Raw genomic sequence first — 17,685 nt, forward strand, 5'->3', positions numbered from 1 at the left:
TCATTCTCCGGCGCAAAGCAGCGCCTCCAGGTCGTACAGGCCGGCCAGCGTGGCGAGGCCGGCGGGCATGCCGGACAGCGTCAGGGCGTGGCCGGCGGCGGCGGCGGCGCGGCGCGCCGACAGCAGCAGCGCCAGCGCGGCGGAGTCTGCGGCTTCCACGCCGGACAGGTCCAGCCGCAGCGGCCCCTGGGCCGCCAGCTGGACCAGCGGCCGCGCCAAGCCGGCGCAGCTGTCCATGTCGATGCGGCCGGACAGGCTGGCCGCGCCGGGGGCGGTGGCGTTCAGCATCAGCCCTTGCCCTTGGCGGCCGCAGCGGCAGATGCCGGGCCGGCGTTCTTGTCCTGCAGCAGCTTGATCAGGCCGTCCACGCCGTTCTTGCGGATTTCCTCGTTGAAGCTGTTGCGGTACACGGTCACCAGGCTGGCGCCTTCCACGCTGACGTTGTAGATCTTCCAACCCTTGTCGCCCTTGTTCAGCACGTAGTCGACGGACACCGGATTGGTGTTGCCCGGCAGGGTGACGCTGGATTTCACGGTGACGTCCTTGCCGTTGGCGCCGGCCACCGGGTTGGGCTGCACATTGACCTGGGCGGTCTTGAAGCGGGTCATGGTGGTGGAGTAGGTGCGCACCAGCAGGGTCTGGAACTGCTGGGTCAGCTCATTGCGCTGATCCGGCGACGCCTGGCGCCAGCCCAGGCCGACCGCCAGCGCGGTCATGCGCGGGAAGTCGAACAGCGGCACGGCGACGGCTTCGGCCTGCTGGCGCACTTGTTTGGTGTTCTTGCCGTTGTCCTGCTTCAGGATGTCGAGCACTTGGCGCGAGCTGTCCTTGATCAGCTCTACCGGGTTGTCGGCGGCGGCCAGAACCTGGGTGGAGGACAGGCCCAGCATCAGACAGAACAGGGTAAGCAGTTTCTTCATTTGCGACATTCCATTTTTCACTAGTCGGGCGGCACGCGGTGCCGCGAGGAGGGTTGGCCCCGCTTGCGACGCTATTTGCTTGCGTCTTTGCCGGTAAATCCGGTCATGAATTTACCGATCAACTGTTCCAGCACCAGCGCCGAGGAGGTGATGGTGATGGTGCCGCCGGGCGCCAGATTGGTTTCCGAGCCGCCTTGCTGCAGGCCTATGTATTGCTCGCCCAGCAGGCCGGAGGTCAGGATCGAGGCGCTGACGTCGTCGCTGAGCTGGTAGGTCTTGTCGATGTTCAGCGCGACGCGGGCGCGGTAAGTCTTCGGGTCCAGGCGGATGTCGGACACGCGGCCCACCAGCACGCCGGCTTCCTTGACCGGGGCCTTCACCTTCAGGCCGCCGACGTTGTCGAAATCGGCGTAGACGATGTAGGTTTGCGACGCGCTCTGCGGCGTCAGGTTGGCAACCTTCAGCGACAGGAAGACGACGGCGGCGATGCCGAGGGCGACGAAAATGCCGACCCACAAATCAATGGTAGAGCGTTTCATTTGTTTTATTCCTAGAACATGAAGGCGGTCAGCACGAAGTCCAGCGCCAGGATCACCAGCGCCGAGGTGACCACGGTGCGGGTGGTGGCGGCCGACACGCCGGCGGCGGTCGGGGTGGCGTCGTAGCCTTCGAACACGGCGATCAGCGTCACGGCGATGCCGAACACCAGGCTCTTGATGATGCCGTTGACCACGTCGTAGTGCAGGTCGACGTTGCCCTGCATCTGCGACCAGAACGTCCCGGCGTCCAGGCCTATCATCACCACGCCGACCAGGTAGCCGCCGAAGATGCCGACCACGTTGAACAGCGCGGCCAGGATGGGCATGGAGACGACGCCGGCCCAGAAGCGCGGCGCGATCACGCGGGCCATCGGGTTGACCGCCATCACGCTCATCGCGTCCAGCTGCTCGGTGGTTTTCATCAGGCCGATTTCGGCGGTCATCGCGCTGCCGGCGCGGCTGGCGAACAGCAGCGCGGCCAGCACCGGACCCAGCTCGCGCAGCAGCGCCAGCGCCACCATCGCGCCCAGCGCGTCGGCGGAGCCGAACTTGGCCAGCGTGGTGTAGCCCTGCAGGCCGAGCACCATGCCGACGAACAGGCCGGAGACAACGATGATGATCAGCGACATCACGCCGGCGAAGTAGATCTCGCGTATCGTCATCTGCAGCCGCAGCAGGCTCTGGCCGCTGTTGAGCAGGATGGCGGCCAGGAAGCGGGCGGCGAAGCCCAGCCGCCAGACGGCGTTGATGGTGGCATGGCCGAGGCGGCGCAGCGGCGAGGTCAGAAAGTCAAGCATGCCCGCCTCCTTGCAGACCCAGGTCCGCAGCCAGCGAGGTGGCGGCGGGGAAGTTGTAGTGCACCGGGCCGTCGGCCTCGCCGTTGATGAACTGCTTCACCCAAGGAGAGTCGGAAGCACGGACTTCGTCCGGCGTGCCCTGGGCGATGATCTGGCCGCCCGCGACGAACAGCACGTGGTCGACGATGGCCAGCGACTGGTGCACGTCGTGGGTGACCATCACCGCGGTGGTGCCCAGCGCGTCGTTCAGCTTCTTGACCAACAGCGCGATCACGCCCAGCGAGATCGGGTCCAGGCCGGTGAAGGGCTCGTCGTACAGCATCAGCTGCGGATCGAGCGCGATCGCGCGCGCCAGCGCGACGCGGCGCGCCATGCCGCCGGACAGTTCGGCCGGCATCAGCTTCTGCGTGCCGCGCAGGCCCACCGCCTCCAGCTTCATGGTGACGAGGTCCTGAATCATGCTTTCCGGCAGCTTGGTGTGCTCGCGCAGCGGGAAGGCGACGTTGTCGGCGACCGAAAGGTCGGTGAACAGCGCGCCGAACTGGAACAGCATGCCCATGCGGCGGCGGTGCTGGTACAGCTCGGACTGGCTCATCCGCGCGATGTCGCGGCCGTCCACCAGCACTTCGCCCGATTGCGGGCGAATCTGGCCGGAAATCAGCCGCAGCAGCGTGGTCTTGCCGCTGCCGCTGCCGCCCATGATGGCGACCAGCTTGCCGCGCGGCACGCTGAGCGTAAGGTTCTTCAGGATGGGCCGGTCGCCGTAGGCGAAGCTGACGTTCCTGAATTCGATGAAATGGTCTGTGGACACAAAAATTCCAAACAGCTTGAAAGAGGGGTCTCGTATCTGACCCCGCTGCGACGGTGAAATTCAACCTGCTTCGCTACCGGCGGGAATCAGGCCGGCCGCGGTTTATGGTAGCGTACTATCCGGTCTCGAATAGCTGGATTTTATAGCGTTGGCGACTTTGCGCCAAATCTCGCTATGTTACGGTGTGCAAAATCGCCGCAGTTTGATGCCTATGTCATTAAGACAGAGGCAGGGGTGTTGCCATAATGGCACACCGGCCGCGCCCGTGGATCGGTTCGCGGCCGGCGCCAAGACGCCGGGAGGCGTCTTGGATCGGGATCACACGCCGCGCAGCAGTTCGTTGATGCTGGTCTTGCTGCGGGTTTGCGCGTCCACCTTCTTGACGATCACCGCGCAGTACAGGCTGTGGCTGCCGTCCTTGGACGGCAGGTTGCCGGATACCACCACCGAGCCCGGCGGCACGCGGCCGTACATCACTTCGCCGGTTTCGCGGTCGTAGATCTTGGTGGATTGGCCGATGTAGACGCCCATCGAGATCACCGAGCCCTCGCCGACGATCACGCCCTCGACGATTTCCGAGCGCGCGCCGATGAAGCAGTTGTCTTCGATGATGGTGGGGTTGGCCTGCAGCGGCTCCAGCACGCCGCCGATGCCGACGCCGCCGGACAGGTGCACGTTCTTGCCGATCTGGGCGCAGGAGCCGACGGTGGCCCAGGTGTCCACCATCGCGCCTTCGTCGACGTAGGCGCCGATATTGACGTAGGACGGCATCAGCACGGTGTTCTTGGCGATGAAGCTGCCCTTGCGCGCCACCGCGCCCGGCACCACGCGGAAGCCGGCTTCCTGGAAGCGGGCCTGGCTCCAGTCGGCGAACTTGGTGTCCACCTTGTCGAAGTAGCGGTTGACGCCGTCGTCCTGCACCGCGTTGTCGCGGATGCGGAAGGACAGCAGCACCGCCTTCTTCACCCATTGGTTCACCACCCAGTCGCCGCCTTGCTTCTCGGCGACGCGCAGATGGCCGTTGTCCAGTTCCGTTACGACCTGCTCAATGGCGGCCTTCAGTTCCGGCGACACGGTGGCGGGGGTGATCTCGGCGCGGTTTTCGAATGCCTGTTCGATCAGGCTTTGGATCGGATGCATCTGGTTCAGTCCTTTGGCAATGTGAATCGAAGTCGTCATCTGTGATTCTGGGTCCTGTGGCGGAGCGTCACGCCGGCGTCGCGGCGCGCTGGGTCTGGAGGAATTCTACAATCCTTTGCGCGGCGGCCACGCATTCAGCTTGCTCGGCCACCAACGCGATGCGCACGTAGCCGCGGCCGGGGTTGGCGCCGTGGGCGTCGCGGGCGAGGAAGCTGCCTGGCAGCACCGTCACGTGTCGCTGCTGGAACAGCGCGCGGGCGAAGGCCGCGTCGTCGCCGTCCGGCACTTTCGCCCACAGGTAGAAGCCGGCTTCCGGCATCTCCACCTCGAGAACCGGCTGCAGCAGCGGCAGCACCGCGGCGAATTTGGCGGCGTAGGCGGCCCGGTTGGACTCGACGTGCGCCTCGTCGTTCCAGGCGGCCTGGCTTGCCGCCTGCACCGTCAGGCTCATCGCGCTGCCGTGGTAGGTGCGGTACAGCAGGAACTGCTTCAGGACGGCGGCGTCGCCGGCGACGAAGCCGGAGCGCATGCCGGGCACGTTGGAGCGCTTGGACAGGCTGGTCAGCATCACCAGCCGCTCCAAGCCGCGGCCGAGCGCGCGCGCGGCGGACAGGCCGCCCAGCGGCGGCGCGTCGAAATAGATCTCGGAATAGCATTCGTCGCTGGCGATGACGAAACCGTGGCGGTCCGACAGCGCGAACAGCTTGTCCCAGGCGGCCAGGTCCATCACCGCGCCGGTGGGATTGCCGGGGCTGCAGACGATCGCAAGCTGCGCGCGCCGCCACACGTCATCCGGCACGCCGTCCCAGTCCGGCTGGAAGCGGTTCGCCGCCTCGCAGTTCAGGTAGTAGGGCTCGGCGCCGGCCAGCAGTGCCGCGCCTTCGTAAATCTGGTAAAAGGGATTGGGAGACACCACTACCGGTTGGGACGCGCCGCCGGCGTCGATCAGGCACTGGGTCAGCGAGAACAGCGCCTCGCGGCTGCCGTTGACCGGCAGCACTTCGCCGGCCGGGTCCAGCTTCACGCCGTAGCGGCGCTCGGCCCAGTCGGCGCAGGCCTGGCGCAGCGCCGGCGTGCCTTGCGTCGCCGGGTAGCCGGACAGGCCGGCGAGATTCGCGCACAGCGCGTCCTTCACCAGTCGCGGCGCCGGATGCTTGGGCTCGCCCATCGCCAGGCTGATGTGCGGCAATGCCGCCGGCGGCTTGGCATCGGCGAGCAGCGTCGCCAGGCGCTGGAACGGGTAGGGGTGCAATTGGTCCAGGCGGGGATTCAAAGCGGCGTCTCCATCGGAAATTCGGCACAGGCAATCGACCATCTTAAGAACAGCCATGACACCTGTAAAACAAAAAATCGTCGCCACCTCCGGCATCCTCACCACCGCGCTGGTGTGGGGGCTGATGTGGTACCCGTTCCGTAGCCTCAACGCCCAGGGCGTCAGCGTGCCGATGGCCTCGCTGGCCACCTATCTGGTCACCATCGCCGCCGGCCTGACGCTGTTCTTCAAAGTCTACCGGCGCCAGTTCCATTTCGAGCCGGTGCTGGTGCTGCTGACGCTGTTGTTCGGCTGGTGCAATTTCAGCTACACGATGGCGGTGGCCGAAGGCCAGGTGATGCGGGTGCTGCTGTTGTTCTACCTGTCGCCGCTGTGGACCGCGTTGCTATCCAGGCTGCTGCTGCACGAGCACCTGACCCGCCGCGGCTGGGCGGTGGTGGGCTTGTCGCTGCTGGGCTGTTGCGTGTTCATCTACCGGCCGGAACTATTCGCCGGCGAGCTGCCGCTGACCCACCGCTACGAGTGGCTGGCGCTGTCAGGCGGCATGGCTTTCGCGCTGGGCAATGTGATCAGCCGCCGCTCGCACGGCATTCCGGTGCCGGTGAAGTCGGCGACGGTGTGGTTCGGCGTGGCGCTGATCGGCGCGTTCTGCCTGCTGCAGAGCGGCGAGCTTCCCAGGATGCTGGAAATCCCGGCCGAGAGCTGGCTGGTATTGTCGATTCTGGGCGTGGTGCTGCTGTGCACCAGCGTGGTGTCGCAGTACGGCCTGTCCATCATGCCGGCTACCCAGGCGATGACGCTGATGCTGATGGAGCTGGTGTTCGCCGCGGTGTCGGCCTATCTGCTGGCCGGCGAGAAAATGTCGCTGCAGGAGTGGCTGGGCGGCGCGTTGATCGCCGGCGCCAGCCTGCTGTCCGGCGGCATGAGCCGGCCCGGCAGCAAGCCGCAGCCCACGCCTTGAGTATCGAGAATCGGAAAGACAAGATGCAGATCAGATTGATGGAGCCGCGGGATTTCGCGGCGTTCTGGCCGGTGTTCAGCGAGGTGGTGGCCGCCCGCGAAACCTACGCTTTCGACCCGGACATGGACCAGGAGGCGGCGCGCCGGCTGTGGTGCGAGGCGCCGCTGGAAACCTGGCTGGCGGAAGACGACGGCCAGCTGCTGGGCAGCTATTTCCTCAAGGCCAACGCCGCCGGGCCCGGCGGCCACGTCGGCAACTGCGGCTACATGGTGGCGCCGGCGGCGCGAGGCAAGGGCGTGGCCCGCGCGATGTGCGAGCATTCGCAGCAACGCGCGCGGGAGCGGGGGTTTCTGGCGCTGCAGTTCAACAGCGTGGTGGCCACCAACGCGGCGGCGGTGGCGTTGTGGCAGAAGCTGGGCTTCGACGTCGTCGGCCGGCTGCCGCGCGCGTACCGTCACGCGGTCCACGGGCTGGTGGACTGCCTGGTGATGTACAAGTGGCTGGGCGAGGCGGAAGCGCCGGCGATGCCGGAGCCGGTCAAGCTGATCGGCCGCAAGAATATCGAGGCGACGGTGTCGCGGCGGCGCAAGCGGGACTGAGGGGGAGGCCGCCCCGCGGCGGGAGCCGGCGGGGCGGGAAGCGGGAGTTTACAGATTGTCCAGGTACTGTTGCAGCGCCCGGACATTGTTGTCGTAGGCGGCCGGGGTGCCCAGTTCGACGCCGCCGCTGCGCACGTAGTAGGCGAACGCCACGCCGCGGGTGTCGAAGAAGGGCAGGAAGTCGTCCGGCTGCAGCGTGCTGCCGTTCAGGCCGATCGCCCAATTATTGGCCTTGTAGTGGTTCAGCTGCGTGATCGCGCCGTGCACGGCGATGCCCTCGGCGCTGCGGATCAGCGCGACGTAGTGGTTCAGCGTATCGATGTTGATCTGATAGGCCGACGGCTCGCCGACGCTGACGCCCTGCGCGCGGACGTAGTAGGCGAACGGCAGCTGGCGCTCGGTGAAGAAGGCCAGGAAGTTGTCCGGCGCCAGGTTGTCGCCGTTCAGGCCTATCGCCCAGTTTTTCGACTGATACTCCTTCAGCTGTTTGACGACGCCGTCGGCGGCTTCGATTTCCTGCCTGGCGGGAACGTTCACTGCGATGCTGTGTGCCATGTCGGATACTCCTGCGTTGGGGTTGGTCAACAGCAGAAGGCGTGGGGGCGTGTCGCGGTCATGGAAGGTCTCCGTTTTCGGGTAGTGGCCGCAGGGGCGGCGGGAAGTGTGACCAGCCTAGCGTTGGCGGCCGGGCGCGGATACTGGGATTGCGGCCAGCCGATTTATGTCGGCAGATATCCTATAAAAGCAGGTATATCGACACATTTGTCTGCAAGATTTTGCATTTGCAAACCTGTTTTTCCGATAAGGCGGCGTTCACCAGTTGATCGTGGCATGGGACAGCTTGGGATCGCCGTGGGGATTGATCTGCGCCTTGTAGCGGGTGTTGGCCTTGAGCGAGACCGGTCTGGAGATATTGCCGGGGGAGATCGATTTCTGTTGGCTCAGCAGCTTGGGCGCGCTAGCGTCCGTCATGTCGAAGACGCTGCAGTCGGCGGGGCTGCCGTTGACCAGGAATGTGAGCTTGGCGTTCTGGCTGCAGGTGAAGGTGTGTTCGAACCCATTGCCCAGATGAAGCCGGAAGGTGCGCATGGCGGTCTCCCCGAATATGGGCGGCGCGGAATGCGCTGCCCATATGCGGTGAACGGGGAGACGCGCGCGGCGTGAAGCGCGCCGCGCTCAGTAGTGCGGCGGAATCTCGTCGCGCGGCGATCCGCCGGGGCCGTCGTCCGGCTGCGCGCTCCTGAACTGCTGGTACAGCAGGCGGATTTGCTGCTGCAGCAGGTCGATTTCCTTCTGCTGGCGCGCGACGGTGGCGTTCAGCGCGTCCAGCAGCTCGTCCTGGAAGGCGAGGCGCACTTCCAGCGCCTCGACGCGGTTTTCGTTTTCGGTATGCATGCCCGCCATTCTACAACACCATCGCCGCGATCCAGCCGGCGGTCATCAGCGGCAGGTTGAAGTGCAGGAAGGTGGGGATCACCGTGTCGCGGATATGGTCGTGCTGGCCGTCCAGGTTCAGGCCCGAGGTCGGGCCCATCGTCGAGTCCGACGCCGGCGAGCCGGCGTCGCCCAGCGCGCCCGCGGTGCCGATGATGGCCACGGTGGCCATCGGCGAGAAGCCCAGGTGCGCGCACAGCGGCACGTAGATGGCGGTGAGGATGGGCACGGTGGAGAACGACGAGCCGATGCCCAGCGTCACCGTCATCCCGATGGCCAGCATCGCCAGCGCGGCCAGCGAACGCTGGCCCTCGAACAGCGCCGCGCCGGCCTTGACCAGCGGCGCGATCTCGCCGCTGGCGCGCAGCACCTCGGCGAAGCCCTGGGCGGTGATCATGGTGAAGCCCACCATCGCCATCATCTTCATGCCCTCGTTGAACACGCCGTCGGCGTCCTTCCACTTGACCACGCCGGCGGCGAGGAACAACAGGAAGCCCGACAGCGCGCCCATGATCATCGAGTCGGTGTACAGCTGCACCGAGAACGCGGCGACGATGGCGGCGAAGGCGGTGGCCAGCGACTTGCGGCTGACGCGGGCGTGGGTGCGTTCGGCGTTTTCGATCTTGCCCAGCGAGTAGCGGCGCGGCTTGCGGTAGCTGACGAACACCGCCGACAGCAGGCCCGCCACCATGCCCAGCGCCGGAATCGCCATCGCGTGCATCACGTTGATGCCCGAGGTGTCCATGCCGGCCTTGGCGGCGTTGCCCAGCAGGATCTGCTTCAGGTAGATGTCGCCGAAGCCCACCGGAAACACCATGTACGGCGTCACCAGGCCGAAGGTGATCACGCAGGCCACCAGCCGGCGGTCCAGCTGCAGCCGCGCCATCACGTACAGCAGCGGCGGGATCAGCATCGGAATGAAGGCGATGTGTATCGGCACCAGATTCTGGCTGGCGACGCTGACGCAGCCCAGCAGCGCGATCAGCGTCCATTTCAGCTTGCGGTGGGCGCTGGCGTGCTCCAGCTTCTTCACCGCCAGGTCGGCCATCGCGTGCGGCAGCCCGGATTTGGCGATGGCGACGGCGAAGGCGCCCAGCAGCGCGTAGGACAGCGCCACCGAAGCGCCGCCGGTGATGCCCTGGTTGAAGGCGGCGAGGGTGGCGGGCAGCGACAGTCCGCCGGCGAGGCCGCCGACCAGGGCGCCGATCAGCAGGCTGATGACGACATGGGTGCGCAGCAGGGTCAGGGTGAGCATGGCGCCCACGGCTAGTACAACGGCATTCATTTGTATAGACAAATCAGTGGCTTATGCGCGGCTGCGCGGGGCGGGCAGGGTAACGGGTTTGCCGGGGACTGTCTAGCAGTCTGACCTTCCATGCCATCTATATATCAAATGGGTATTGAAATAAAATTTATTATTACTTTGAGGGATTAAGCGGCCGCTTTACAGTCAAACCATCACCCGATTCCGCTCGAGGCGGCAAGGAGGCAAGATGGAAGCGCTGCTGGTGGGAGCCGATAGCCTGGGCAATATTCCCGAGGTGCTGAGCCTGTACGACATCCGCATCGCCCGCCACATCTGCGGCCGCAACGTCGCGCATCAACGCAAGGCGGCGCTGCCCGGCCGGCCGGACGTGCTGATCCTGCTCACCGATTTTCTCGGCCACAACGTGATGCGGCATTACCGCGACCGCGCCGCCGCGCTGGGCATCCCGGTGCTGGCCTGCCGCCGTTCCGCCACCGCGGTCGAGCAGCGTTTGCGCCACCATGGCTGGAGGAGGCTGTCATGATTTTTTCCGGCAACGAAAACTGGCTGGCCTGGCTGCTGGGCCGCACCGCGCTGCAGGCGCCGCCCAAGGTGGAATGGCGCCGCGTCGCGCCGCCGACAACCCCTTCCTCCCGCTGAAATCGGATGGCGGCGCTGGTTCCCCGGCCGCCTATCTGAGAAACTCCCTGCCATCGTCGGCGTCCAAGCGGCTTGTCCGCCGCGGCGGGCGCTTCATCGTTTCGAAACAGGGAGCCGCTTGATGTCAGTCTTTTCCGTTGAATTCAAAGTGCGCGACTACGAGTGCGACATGCAGGGCATCGTCAACAACGGCGTCTATTTCAATTACCTGGAACATGCCCGGCATGAGTTCTTGCTGGCCAAGGGCATAGATTTCGCGCAGCTGGCGCGCGACAAGATCAATCTGGTGGTGGTGCGCTCGGAGATGGACTACAAGGCCTCGCTGACCAGCGGCGACACCTTCGCCGTCACCGTGGCTTTCGAAGCGGTGTCCAAGGTGCGCTTCGGCTTCCGCCAGCAGGTGGTGCGCGCGGCCGACGGCAAGGTGGTGCTGGATGGCCTGGTGATCGGCACCGCGATCAATGAACGCGGCCGCCCCGCCATTCCGGAAGGCTTCGCCGAGCGGCTGACTGCCTGAGTCTGCCGCCGCGTCTATTCCGCCAGCGTATCCGGCCGGATGCCCCACTGTTGGCGCAGGAAGGTTTGCCCGGCCGGGGTGACGCGCAGCGCGCGGCTGTCCAGCCGCCGCTCCACCCAGTTCCGTCGCAGGAATTCCCGGCACAATGCCGCGCCGAGGGCGCCGGCCAGATGCGGCCGCCGCTCGCTCCAGTCCAGGCAGGCCCGCGCCAGCGGCCGCTTGCCGCCGGCAGGCGCTTCCACCTCCAGCGCCGCGGCGAACCAGCCGCGGCCGGCTGCCGTCACCGCGAACTGCCTGTCCTCGTCCAGCAATAGCAATCCGTTTTCCAGCATCGCGTCGGCGATGGCGATGCCCAGCCGGCCCGCCAGGTGGTCGTAGCAGGTGCGCGCCAGCCGCAGCTCCGGCGTCACCCGGCTGGCCGCGCGCGGCCGGGCCAGATCGTGTCCGTGGGCGGCGGCGCTCAGCGCCTCCAGCGCCTGGGCGATGGCCGCGTTGGCCAGCAGGTAGTAGCGATGGCGGCCATGCTGCTCCACCTTGACCGCGCCGCCTTGCAGCAGCTTGGCCAGGTGGTTGCTGGCGGCCTGGGCGCTGAGGCCGGCGTGCTGAGCCAGCTCGCTGGCCGGGTAGCTGCGGCCGTCCAGCATCAACAGCAGCATCAGGGCGCGGCCGGGATCGGCCAGCAGGCTGGCCAGGCGGCTGATGTCGGGGAGATGGGCGGCGGTCATGGTTCACTCCAGCGTGAAACATCGTGGTCGATGCCTGGCTACGATACGGGCATTCGAACGACATGCCAAGGAGTTGCGACATGCGCGCCCTGCTGGATTATCTACACACCTATTTCATGAGCGAGCCGCAGCTGCTGTTCCGCTGCGGACTGGCGCCGGAGCGGCTGGCCGAGCTGCAACGTGAAGGACGCGCGCCGCTGCCGTCCTATCGGCTGCGCTGCGCCGGCACCGTTACGTCTTACTTTGGCGAGCGGGCGCTGGGCGGCGAGCTGGCCTGGTATCCGCAGGCGATGACCGAGTGGCTGATAGCGGCCGAGCATGCCGAAGCGGCGACGCTGCGCGCGCGTTTCGATCGGCGCTACCGGGCCGAGCTGGCGCGTCTGGCGGAGCAGGGGCTGCCTGCCGCGGAGCCTGCGGGCGGCCTGGACGAGGAGTGGGCGCATTTCCTGGCCGGCGCCTACGGCGTCTGCACCCGCCATGGCCGGGTGGAGCAGATCGCGGCCAAAGAGGCGATGGTGGCCCTGATAGACCGGCTGACCGAACGCCAGACCCGAGCCTTTTTGCCGGAGGCCGAGCTGGCCTTGCTGCGCCGAGCGGTGGACCTGCTGGACGAGGTGGAGGCGTGGTTCGCGCCGCACGAGCGCGCGGCCAGTTCCCGCGCGCGCTGCGTCGACGGCGCGCGGCGGCGATACCTGGGAGGCGGAGCATGAACGGCTGGCCGGAACACGCGTTGGCCGCCGCCGGCCATCCCGATCCTTATCCTTATTACCGGGCGTTGGTGCAGGATGGCTGGCGGCGCGACGAGCAACTGGGGCTGTGGCTGGCCGCCTCGCGCCGGGCGGTGGACGCGGTGCTGGCCAGCACCGTCTGCCGCGTGCGGCCGGCGCGGGAGCCGGTGCCGGCGGGCATCGCCGGGTCGCCGCTGGGAGAGGCGTTCGGCCGCTGGCCGCGGATGTGCGAGGGCGACGCGCATGCCCGCTTGCGGACGGCGGTGGGCGAGGGCTTGGCGGCCCAGTCCTGCGACGAGGCGGAGCAGACGGCGCGGCGGCTGGCGCGGGCTTTTCTGCCGACCGGCGAGGTCGATGGCCGCCGGCTGGACGCGCTGGTCGATTTTTTGCCGGTCGCCACGCTGGCTTCGCTGCTGGGTTGGCCGGAAGCCGCGCTGGCGGAGGCGGCGGCAGGGATCGCGCGGGTGTGCCGGGCCTTGGCGATCGATGCCGATGCCGCGGCGCGCGAGCGGGGCGCGGAGGCTTGCCGGACCTTGCTGACCGATCTCGCCGTTCTATCGGCCGATGGGTGGCTGCGGCGCTGGCGCGATGCGTTCGCCGGCCTGGACGATGCCGCCCTGTACGCCAATTTGCTTGGCATCCTGTTCCAGAGCCGCGATGCCGGCGCCGGGCTGCTGTCGGCCGGCATCGCCTGGCGCTGTGAAGGAGAGTGGGACCATGCCGATCCCGTCGAGTGGCGCGCGCGCTTGCGGCAAGACCCGGTGCTGCACCACACCCGGCGTTTCGTCGAAGCGGACGTGACGCTGGCCGGCCAGACCTTGCGGGCCGGCGACCAGGTGCTGGTGTTGCTGGCCGCCGCCGCGCGCGATCCGGCCGGGCCGGCAGAGGCCATGGATTTCGGCGGCGGCCGGCATGCCTGCCCGGGCGAGGCGCTGGCCCTGGCCACCGCCCGCGGCGCTTTGCATGCATTGGAGGAGAGCCGTCCGGACTGGGGGGCCCTGGGCGCCGGCGTCACCTTTGCTGGCCCGCCCAATGTCAGAATGCGCCGCTTCGGCGCGGGAGAACGAGCATGATCGCGGTGATATTCGAGGCGACGCTGGCCGAAGGCGGCCGCGAGGCCTATCTGCAATGGGCGGCGCGGCTGGCGGAGCAGCTGCGGACGATGGATGGTTTTGTCTCCATCGAGCGTTTCCAGAGCCTGAATCAGCCGGACAAGCTGCTGTCTCTGTCGTTCTGGCGGGACGAGGCCGCGCTTGCCGCCTGGCGCAATCTGGAATCGCACCGGATGGCGCAGGCGGCGGGAAGGGGAGGCGTGTTCGCCGACTACCGGCTGCGAGTGGCGGCGGTGCTGCGCGATTACGGCATGAACGAGCGCGGGCAGGCGCCGACGGACAGCCGCGCCGCGCACTCAGCCTGAGGCCAGGGCCTTGATCACGTAGAGATCGAAGCGGGTGGACTTGCCGTCCAGCACCGCCGACGGCTTCACGCCGGCGATGGCCGCGCCCAGTCGCGGCCGTTTCACCACCACCCGCACCTTGGCGGCGGCGATGGCTGCGGCCAGCAGCTCGGCGCTGTCCATGTCGTCGCCAATCACGTGCTGGAAGGCCTGCATGTCTTTCTTGGCGGCGGCGGATTTCTTGTCGGTGTCGGGGAACATCGGGTCGACGAACACCACGTCGGGGCGCTGTGCTTCGGCGAGGCCGGCCAGCCAGTCGCGCGAGTTGGCGAGCACCAGCGTCATCCGCGCGGCGATGTCGCGGGTGGTTTCGTCGCGTTCCGCGCGCTCCAGCGCGTCGGCCAGCAGCGCCGCCGCCACCGGCGAGCGCTCCACCATCGTCACCCGGCAGCCCAGCGTGGCCAGCACGAAGCTGTCGCGGCCCAGGCCAGCGGTGGCGTCTACCACGTGAGGCAGATCCCTCGCTCCCCTCAGCCCCACCGCCTTGGCCACCGGCTGGCCGCGGCCGCCGCCCTGTTCGCGGCGGTGGCGCGCCGCGCCATCGACGAATTCGGCGTATACCGCGCCGTGCTTGCCGGTGGTCAGCAATTCCAACCGTTCGGAGCCCAGTTCCAGCCAGTAGCCGTCGGCCGGCCGCTGCTTGATCAGGGGCAAGGAGAAACGCTCGCACAGGCGGCGGGCGGCGTCGAGGCGGGCGGGTTCGGCGCAGTAAAGCGGTGTGGCGGTCATCGGCGGTCCTTCAAAATCTGTTGCGCACGATACGGGATGCGGAGCGTCGTCGCAAGCCGCGGCTGGCCGGGTGAAGGGAAGCGGCGGCGCTCAGCGGAGGGGTGCTAAGTAGATTTATCTAAAGAACCTTTACTCATACGACATTTTTTTATGCGCTCAACTAGTCTATTTCTTTAGAAGGGATATTTTTATTCAAACGCAATCGGCGGCAGCCGTAGCGCAGGCGCGGGAGCAGGAACATGGCGTGGTGGAAATCGACGGGCCGGGAATCGGCCAAACAGGCTGGACGTCCGGCCGGCCGTTTGCTGCTGCAGGCGCTGGAGCCCAGGATGATGTTCGACGGCGGGGTGGCGGCTTCGGTCGGCGAGGCCGCGCATCATGTCGACCCCGCGCACGACGCGGCGCGCGTCGACGCCCAGCAGCGCCACGGCGAGACGGCGGCTGCGGTCGCCGCCACCGCCCAGCCGCGAGATGCCGCCGCCAGCGCGCGCGACACCCATGCGCAGGGGCCGCAGGTGGTGTTCGTCGAGTCCAACGTCGCCAACTACCAGAGCCTGATCGCCCAGCTGCCGTCCAATTACCAGGTGGTGATTCTGGACAGCAGCAAGGACGGCCTGGCGCAGATCGCGCAGTGGGCGCAAACCCATAGCGGCTACAGCGCCATCCACATCATTTCGCACGGCCAGGAAAACGACCTGCAACTGGGCACCGCCCAGCTGACCACCGCCAACGTCGCCAACTACCAGGCCGAGCTGGCCGCCATAGGGCAGGCGCTGCGCCCCGGCGGCGACATCCTGCTGTATGGCTGCGACGTGGCCGAGGGCAGCGACGGCGCCGCGCTGGTCAATGCCATCGCGCGGGAAAGCGGCCGGGTGACCGCCGCCTCCACCGACGCCACCGGCGCCGCCAGCCTGGGCGGCGACTGGACGCTGGAATTTTCGACCGACCGGCTGCACGTCGCCGCGCTGAGCTTGACTGACTATAACGGCTTGCTGACCCGGCCCACTTCCGGCACCACCACCTTCGACTCGCAGGACGGCTCCACCACCGTGGTGCCCACTGGCGTTTCCTCGCTGACGGTCAGCAATGTTCTTGGCTGGAATTTCACGATGCAGATGAATTCCAACAGCGACGGCCAGAACGAGATGATCATCATCGAGAAGGACGGCTCCAGCTCGGTGGAAACGGTGGACGCGCTGAGCGACGGGGTCAAGCAGATCAACTATTTCTCGGTCAAGCCTAACGACAGCAGCCTGTTCACGCTGAACTCCATCGGCGTGGTGCTGAATGGCTACGACTCCACTTTCTCCGGCGGCACCGTCCAGCTGGTGGGCTACCTCAACGGTTCCGCCGTCAGCGGCGCCACGTTGAGCCAGAGCGTCAGCGATATCGACAACAGCGGCTCGCTGGTGACGTTCAATGTGTCCAGCAACAGCAATTTCCAGGGCATAGACTCGTTCCGCGTTCTGGCCGCCAACGGCCACAACATCACCGGCCTGCTCGGCATCGGCGCCATCAACGCCACCAACTTCCATTTCCCCGGGCCGACGCTGACCGCCAGCGGCGGCAGCAGCGCCTACAGCGGCGGCACCGGCAGCGCGGTGACGGTGGACAGCGGCATCACTCTCAGCGATACCGCGGCCTCGACCCAAACCAGCGCCACGGTGTCGATCACCGGCAACTTCCACAGCGGCGAGGACGTGCTGGCTTTCACCAACAACGGCAGCACCATGGGCAACATCAGCGGCAGCTACAACAGCGGCACCGGGGTGCTGACGCTGACCTCCAGCGGCTCCACCGCCACCAACGCCCAGTGGCAGGCGGCCTTGGAGGCGGTCACCTATCGGGACAGCTCGCTGACGCCCAATACCAGCAGCCGCACCATCAGCTTCGCCATCACCGACGCCAGCAGCAATACCAGCTCCACGGTGACCAAGACCGTGACCGTGGCCGCCGACGCGGCCCCGGTGATCGGCAACCTCAATGGCGACAGCAACACCTATTATGCCGGCGGCGGCGCGGTCCACCTCGATACCGGCACCGCTGCGACGGTGACCGACAGCGACTCGACCAACTTCAACAGCGGCAATGTGACCGTCCACATCTCGGCCAATGGCCAGAGCGGCGAGGACGCGTTGGGCATCGACACCAGCGGCACGGTAACGCTGTCCAGCGGCACCAGCGTGGGCAGCACGGTATCGGTGGGCGGCGTGGCGATCGGCACCATCGCCACCAATGGAGACGGCGTCAGCGGCCATGACCTGATCGTCACCTTGAACAGCAACGCCACCGCCAGCCGGGTGACCACGCTGGTGGACGCGCTGACCTACAACGACACCGCCGCCGGCATTCCCAACACCACCACCCGCACCATCCAGGTGTCGGTCAACGACGGCCACGGTGGCACCAGCAGCGCCGCCAGCGTGACGATGGCGGTCAGCGCCGCGCCGCTGCTCGCCGTCAGCGGCGGCAGCGCGGCTTTCACCGCCGGCGACAACGCCGCCTCGACGCCGGTGGCGGTGGACAGCGGCATCACCGTCACCGACAACGCCAGCCCCACGCTGGCCAGCGGCACGGTGTCCATTACTGGCAACTTCCACAGCGGCGAGGATGTGCTGTCATTCACCAACGATGGCAGCACCATGGGCAACATCAGCGCCAGTTACAACAGCGGCACCGGCGTGTTGACGCTGACCTCCAGCGGCGCCACCGCCACGCTGGCGCAATGGCAGGCGGCATTGCGCGCGGTGAAATATACCGATAGCGCAGTAACGCCGAACAGCGCCACCCGCACCATCAGCTTTCAAGTGGCCGACGGCAGCAGCAACTCCAGCACCGCGGTGACGCGGACGGTGACGGTGGCCGACACCGACCAGACGCCTATCGCCACCGCCAGCGGCGGCAGCACCGCCTTCACCGCCGGCGACAACGCCACCTCGACGCCGGTGGCGGTGGACAGCGGCATCACCGTGTCCGACCTCGACAACACCACGTTGGCCAGCGCCACGGCATCGATCACCGGCAACTTCCATAGCGGCGAGGACGTGCTGAGCTTCACCAACACCAGCGCCGTGACTTACGGCAACATCGTCGCCAGCTACAACAGCGGCACCGGGGTGCTGACGCTGACGTCCAGCGGCGCGACGGCCA

At 67.1% G+C, this 17,685-nt stretch carries 21 protein-coding genes; 8 read left to right on the forward strand and 13 right to left on the reverse strand.

Annotated features, from left to right (window positions below; genetic code table 11):
* The 7 genes from VL52_RS16015 to dapC all read right to left on the reverse strand — a co-directional run bounded on the left by VL52_RS16015 (position 1) and on the right by dapC (position 5,480).
* Positions 1–288, reverse strand: coding sequence for an STAS domain-containing protein (locus VL52_RS16015; RefSeq protein WP_052717641.1), 288 nt, complete (start codon positions 286–288; stop codon positions 1–3).
* Positions 288–920 carry an MlaC/ttg2D family ABC transporter substrate-binding protein gene (locus tag VL52_RS16020; RefSeq protein WP_046157957.1) on the reverse strand — a complete coding sequence of 211 codons (633 nt, stop codon included), beginning with the start codon at positions 918–920 and terminating at the stop codon, positions 288–290. The genes VL52_RS16015 and VL52_RS16020 overlap by 1 nt, the downstream gene beginning before the upstream one ends.
* A 71-nt stretch (positions 921–991) precedes the next feature.
* Complete coding sequence (mlaD, locus tag VL52_RS16025; RefSeq protein ID WP_046157958.1) at positions 992–1,459, reverse strand: outer membrane lipid asymmetry maintenance protein MlaD; 468 nt, start codon at positions 1,457–1,459, stop codon at positions 992–994.
* Between the two features lie 11 nt (positions 1,460–1,470).
* The gene (gene mlaE, locus VL52_RS16030; protein ID WP_046157959.1) at positions 1,471–2,256 is read right to left on the reverse strand and encodes a lipid asymmetry maintenance ABC transporter permease subunit MlaE; all 786 of its coding nucleotides are present in this window, start codon (positions 2,254–2,256) and stop codon (positions 1,471–1,473) included.
* Complete coding sequence (locus VL52_RS16035; protein WP_046157960.1) at positions 2,249–3,067, reverse strand: ABC transporter ATP-binding protein; 819 nt, start codon at positions 3,065–3,067, stop codon at positions 2,249–2,251. Before VL52_RS16035 ends, mlaE begins: the two co-directional genes overlap by 8 nt.
* A gap of 318 nt (positions 3,068–3,385) precedes the next feature.
* Positions 3,386–4,207, reverse strand: coding sequence for a 2,3,4,5-tetrahydropyridine-2,6-dicarboxylate N-succinyltransferase (gene dapD, locus VL52_RS16040; RefSeq protein ID WP_031295650.1), 822 nt, complete (start codon positions 4,205–4,207; stop codon positions 3,386–3,388).
* A gap of 67 nt (positions 4,208–4,274) precedes the next feature.
* Positions 4,275–5,480 (reverse strand): succinyldiaminopimelate transaminase, encoded by a 1,206-nt coding sequence (dapC, locus tag VL52_RS16045; protein WP_046157961.1) that lies wholly within the window; start codon positions 5,478–5,480, stop codon positions 4,275–4,277.
* A gap of 55 nt (positions 5,481–5,535) precedes the next feature.
* On the opposite strand from dapC, the gene VL52_RS16050 reads away from it, so the two are divergent.
* Entirely contained in the window at positions 5,536–6,441 is a 906-nt protein-coding gene (locus VL52_RS16050) for a DMT family transporter (RefSeq protein WP_046157962.1), read from the forward strand.
* Between the two features lie 23 nt (positions 6,442–6,464).
* A complete protein-coding gene (locus VL52_RS16055) occupies positions 6,465–7,040 on the forward strand; it encodes a GNAT family N-acetyltransferase (protein WP_046157963.1) in 576 nt (191 codons plus the stop codon).
* Between the two features lie 48 nt (positions 7,041–7,088).
* Here VL52_RS16055 and VL52_RS16060 read toward each other — a convergent pair whose 3' ends face one another.
* The 4 genes from VL52_RS16060 to VL52_RS16075 all read right to left on the reverse strand — a co-directional run bounded on the left by VL52_RS16060 (position 7,089) and on the right by VL52_RS16075 (position 9,759).
* The gene (locus VL52_RS16060; RefSeq protein WP_046157964.1) at positions 7,089–7,595 is read right to left on the reverse strand and encodes a hypothetical protein; all 507 of its coding nucleotides are present in this window, start codon (positions 7,593–7,595) and stop codon (positions 7,089–7,091) included.
* Between the two features lie 258 nt (positions 7,596–7,853).
* A complete protein-coding gene (locus VL52_RS16065; RefSeq protein ID WP_046157965.1) occupies positions 7,854–8,129 on the reverse strand; it encodes a hypothetical protein in 276 nt (91 codons plus the stop codon).
* 87 nt (positions 8,130–8,216) lie between these two features.
* The gene (locus VL52_RS16070) at positions 8,217–8,444 is read right to left on the reverse strand and encodes a SlyX family protein (protein ID WP_082107302.1); all 228 of its coding nucleotides are present in this window, start codon (positions 8,442–8,444) and stop codon (positions 8,217–8,219) included.
* Position 8,445: 1 nt separating this feature from the next.
* Positions 8,446–9,759 carry a Na+/H+ antiporter family protein gene (locus VL52_RS16075; protein WP_046157966.1) on the reverse strand — a complete coding sequence of 438 codons (1,314 nt, stop codon included), beginning with the start codon at positions 9,757–9,759 and terminating at the stop codon, positions 8,446–8,448.
* A gap of 208 nt (positions 9,760–9,967) precedes the next feature.
* On the opposite strand from VL52_RS16075, the gene VL52_RS16080 reads away from it, so the two are divergent.
* On the forward strand, positions 9,968–10,264 hold the full coding sequence (locus tag VL52_RS16080) for a DUF2325 domain-containing protein (protein WP_021475592.1): 297 nt from the start codon (positions 9,968–9,970) through the stop codon (positions 10,262–10,264).
* Positions 10,265–10,501: 237 nt separating this feature from the next.
* Entirely contained in the window at positions 10,502–10,897 is a 396-nt protein-coding gene (locus VL52_RS16085) for an acyl-CoA thioesterase (RefSeq protein ID WP_046157967.1), read from the forward strand.
* Between the two features lie 14 nt (positions 10,898–10,911).
* On the opposite strand, the gene VL52_RS16090 is transcribed toward VL52_RS16085, so the two are convergent.
* Entirely contained in the window at positions 10,912–11,622 is a 711-nt protein-coding gene (locus VL52_RS16090) for an ArsR/SmtB family transcription factor (RefSeq protein ID WP_046157968.1), read from the reverse strand.
* Between the two features lie 80 nt (positions 11,623–11,702).
* Here VL52_RS16090 and VL52_RS16095 point away from each other — a divergent pair, with 80 nt between their 5' ends.
* From VL52_RS16095 to VL52_RS16105, 3 genes are read left to right on the forward strand one after another with little or no spacing between them, the layout of a single operon-like run.
* Positions 11,703–12,332, forward strand: coding sequence for a DUF6058 family natural product biosynthesis protein (locus VL52_RS16095; protein WP_052729349.1), 630 nt, complete (start codon positions 11,703–11,705; stop codon positions 12,330–12,332).
* Positions 12,329–13,423, forward strand: a complete 1,095-nt coding sequence (locus VL52_RS16100; protein ID WP_046157969.1) for a cytochrome P450 — start codon at positions 12,329–12,331, stop codon at positions 13,421–13,423. Before VL52_RS16095 ends, VL52_RS16100 begins: the two co-directional genes overlap by 4 nt.
* Positions 13,420–13,767 (forward strand): antibiotic biosynthesis monooxygenase family protein, encoded by a 348-nt coding sequence (locus VL52_RS16105; RefSeq protein WP_046157970.1) that lies wholly within the window; start codon positions 13,420–13,422, stop codon positions 13,765–13,767. The genes VL52_RS16100 and VL52_RS16105 overlap by 4 nt, the downstream gene beginning before the upstream one ends.
* On the opposite strand, the gene VL52_RS16110 is transcribed toward VL52_RS16105, so the two are convergent.
* On the reverse strand, positions 13,759–14,535 hold the full coding sequence (locus VL52_RS16110) for a class I SAM-dependent methyltransferase (RefSeq protein WP_046157971.1): 777 nt from the start codon (positions 14,533–14,535) through the stop codon (positions 13,759–13,761). The two genes, VL52_RS16105 and VL52_RS16110, sit on opposite strands and share 9 nt — an antisense overlap.
* Positions 14,536–14,774: 239 nt before the next feature.
* Here VL52_RS16110 and VL52_RS16115 point away from each other — a divergent pair.
* The coding region (locus tag VL52_RS16115) for a DUF4347 domain-containing protein (protein ID WP_046157988.1) at positions 14,775–17,685 on the forward strand (2,911 nt) is incomplete at its 3' end.

Source organism: Chromobacterium vaccinii (assembly GCF_000971335.1).
GTDB classification, from domain to species: Bacteria; Pseudomonadota; Gammaproteobacteria; order Burkholderiales; family Chromobacteriaceae; genus Chromobacterium; species Chromobacterium vaccinii.

Excerpts from the sequence above, each read along its gene's own strand:
- mlaE (WP_046157959.1), bottom strand. The coding sequence starts at position 2,256 with ATGCTTGACTTTCTGACCTCGCCGCTGCGCCGCCTCGGCCATGCCACC.
- VL52_RS16095 (WP_052729349.1), top strand. The coding sequence starts at position 11,703 with ATGCGCGCCCTGCTGGATTATCTACACACCTATTTCATGAGCGAGCCG.
- VL52_RS16065 (WP_046157965.1), bottom strand. The coding sequence starts at position 8,129 with ATGCGCACCTTCCGGCTTCATCTGGGCAATGGGTTCGAACACACCTTC.
- mlaD (WP_046157958.1), bottom strand. The coding sequence starts at position 1,459 with ATGAAACGCTCTACCATTGATTTGTGGGTCGGCATTTTCGTCGCCCTC.
- VL52_RS16105 (WP_046157970.1), top strand. The coding sequence starts at position 13,420 with ATGATCGCGGTGATATTCGAGGCGACGCTGGCCGAAGGCGGCCGCGAG.
- VL52_RS16090 (WP_046157968.1), bottom strand. The coding sequence starts at position 11,622 with ATGACCGCCGCCCATCTCCCCGACATCAGCCGCCTGGCCAGCCTGCTG.
- VL52_RS16075 (WP_046157966.1), bottom strand. The coding sequence starts at position 9,759 with ATGAATGCCGTTGTACTAGCCGTGGGCGCCATGCTCACCCTGACCCTG.
- VL52_RS16110 (WP_046157971.1), bottom strand. The coding sequence starts at position 14,535 with ATGACCGCCACACCGCTTTACTGCGCCGAACCCGCCCGCCTCGACGCC.
- VL52_RS16070 (WP_082107302.1), bottom strand. The coding sequence starts at position 8,444 with ATGGCGGGCATGCATACCGAAAACGAAAACCGCGTCGAGGCGCTGGAA.
- VL52_RS16080 (WP_021475592.1), top strand. The coding sequence starts at position 9,968 with ATGGAAGCGCTGCTGGTGGGAGCCGATAGCCTGGGCAATATTCCCGAG.
- VL52_RS16100 (WP_046157969.1), top strand. The coding sequence starts at position 12,329 with ATGAACGGCTGGCCGGAACACGCGTTGGCCGCCGCCGGCCATCCCGAT.
- VL52_RS16085 (WP_046157967.1), top strand. The coding sequence starts at position 10,502 with ATGTCAGTCTTTTCCGTTGAATTCAAAGTGCGCGACTACGAGTGCGAC.
- VL52_RS16060 (WP_046157964.1), bottom strand. The coding sequence starts at position 7,595 with ATGGCACACAGCATCGCAGTGAACGTTCCCGCCAGGCAGGAAATCGAA.
- dapD (WP_031295650.1), bottom strand. The coding sequence starts at position 4,207 with ATGCATCCGATCCAAAGCCTGATCGAACAGGCATTCGAAAACCGCGCC.
- VL52_RS16050 (WP_046157962.1), top strand. The coding sequence starts at position 5,536 with ATGACACCTGTAAAACAAAAAATCGTCGCCACCTCCGGCATCCTCACC.
- VL52_RS16015 (WP_052717641.1), bottom strand. The coding sequence starts at position 288 with ATGCTGAACGCCACCGCCCCCGGCGCGGCCAGCCTGTCCGGCCGCATC.
- VL52_RS16055 (WP_046157963.1), top strand. The coding sequence starts at position 6,465 with ATGCAGATCAGATTGATGGAGCCGCGGGATTTCGCGGCGTTCTGGCCG.
- VL52_RS16020 (WP_046157957.1), bottom strand. The coding sequence starts at position 920 with ATGAAGAAACTGCTTACCCTGTTCTGTCTGATGCTGGGCCTGTCCTCC.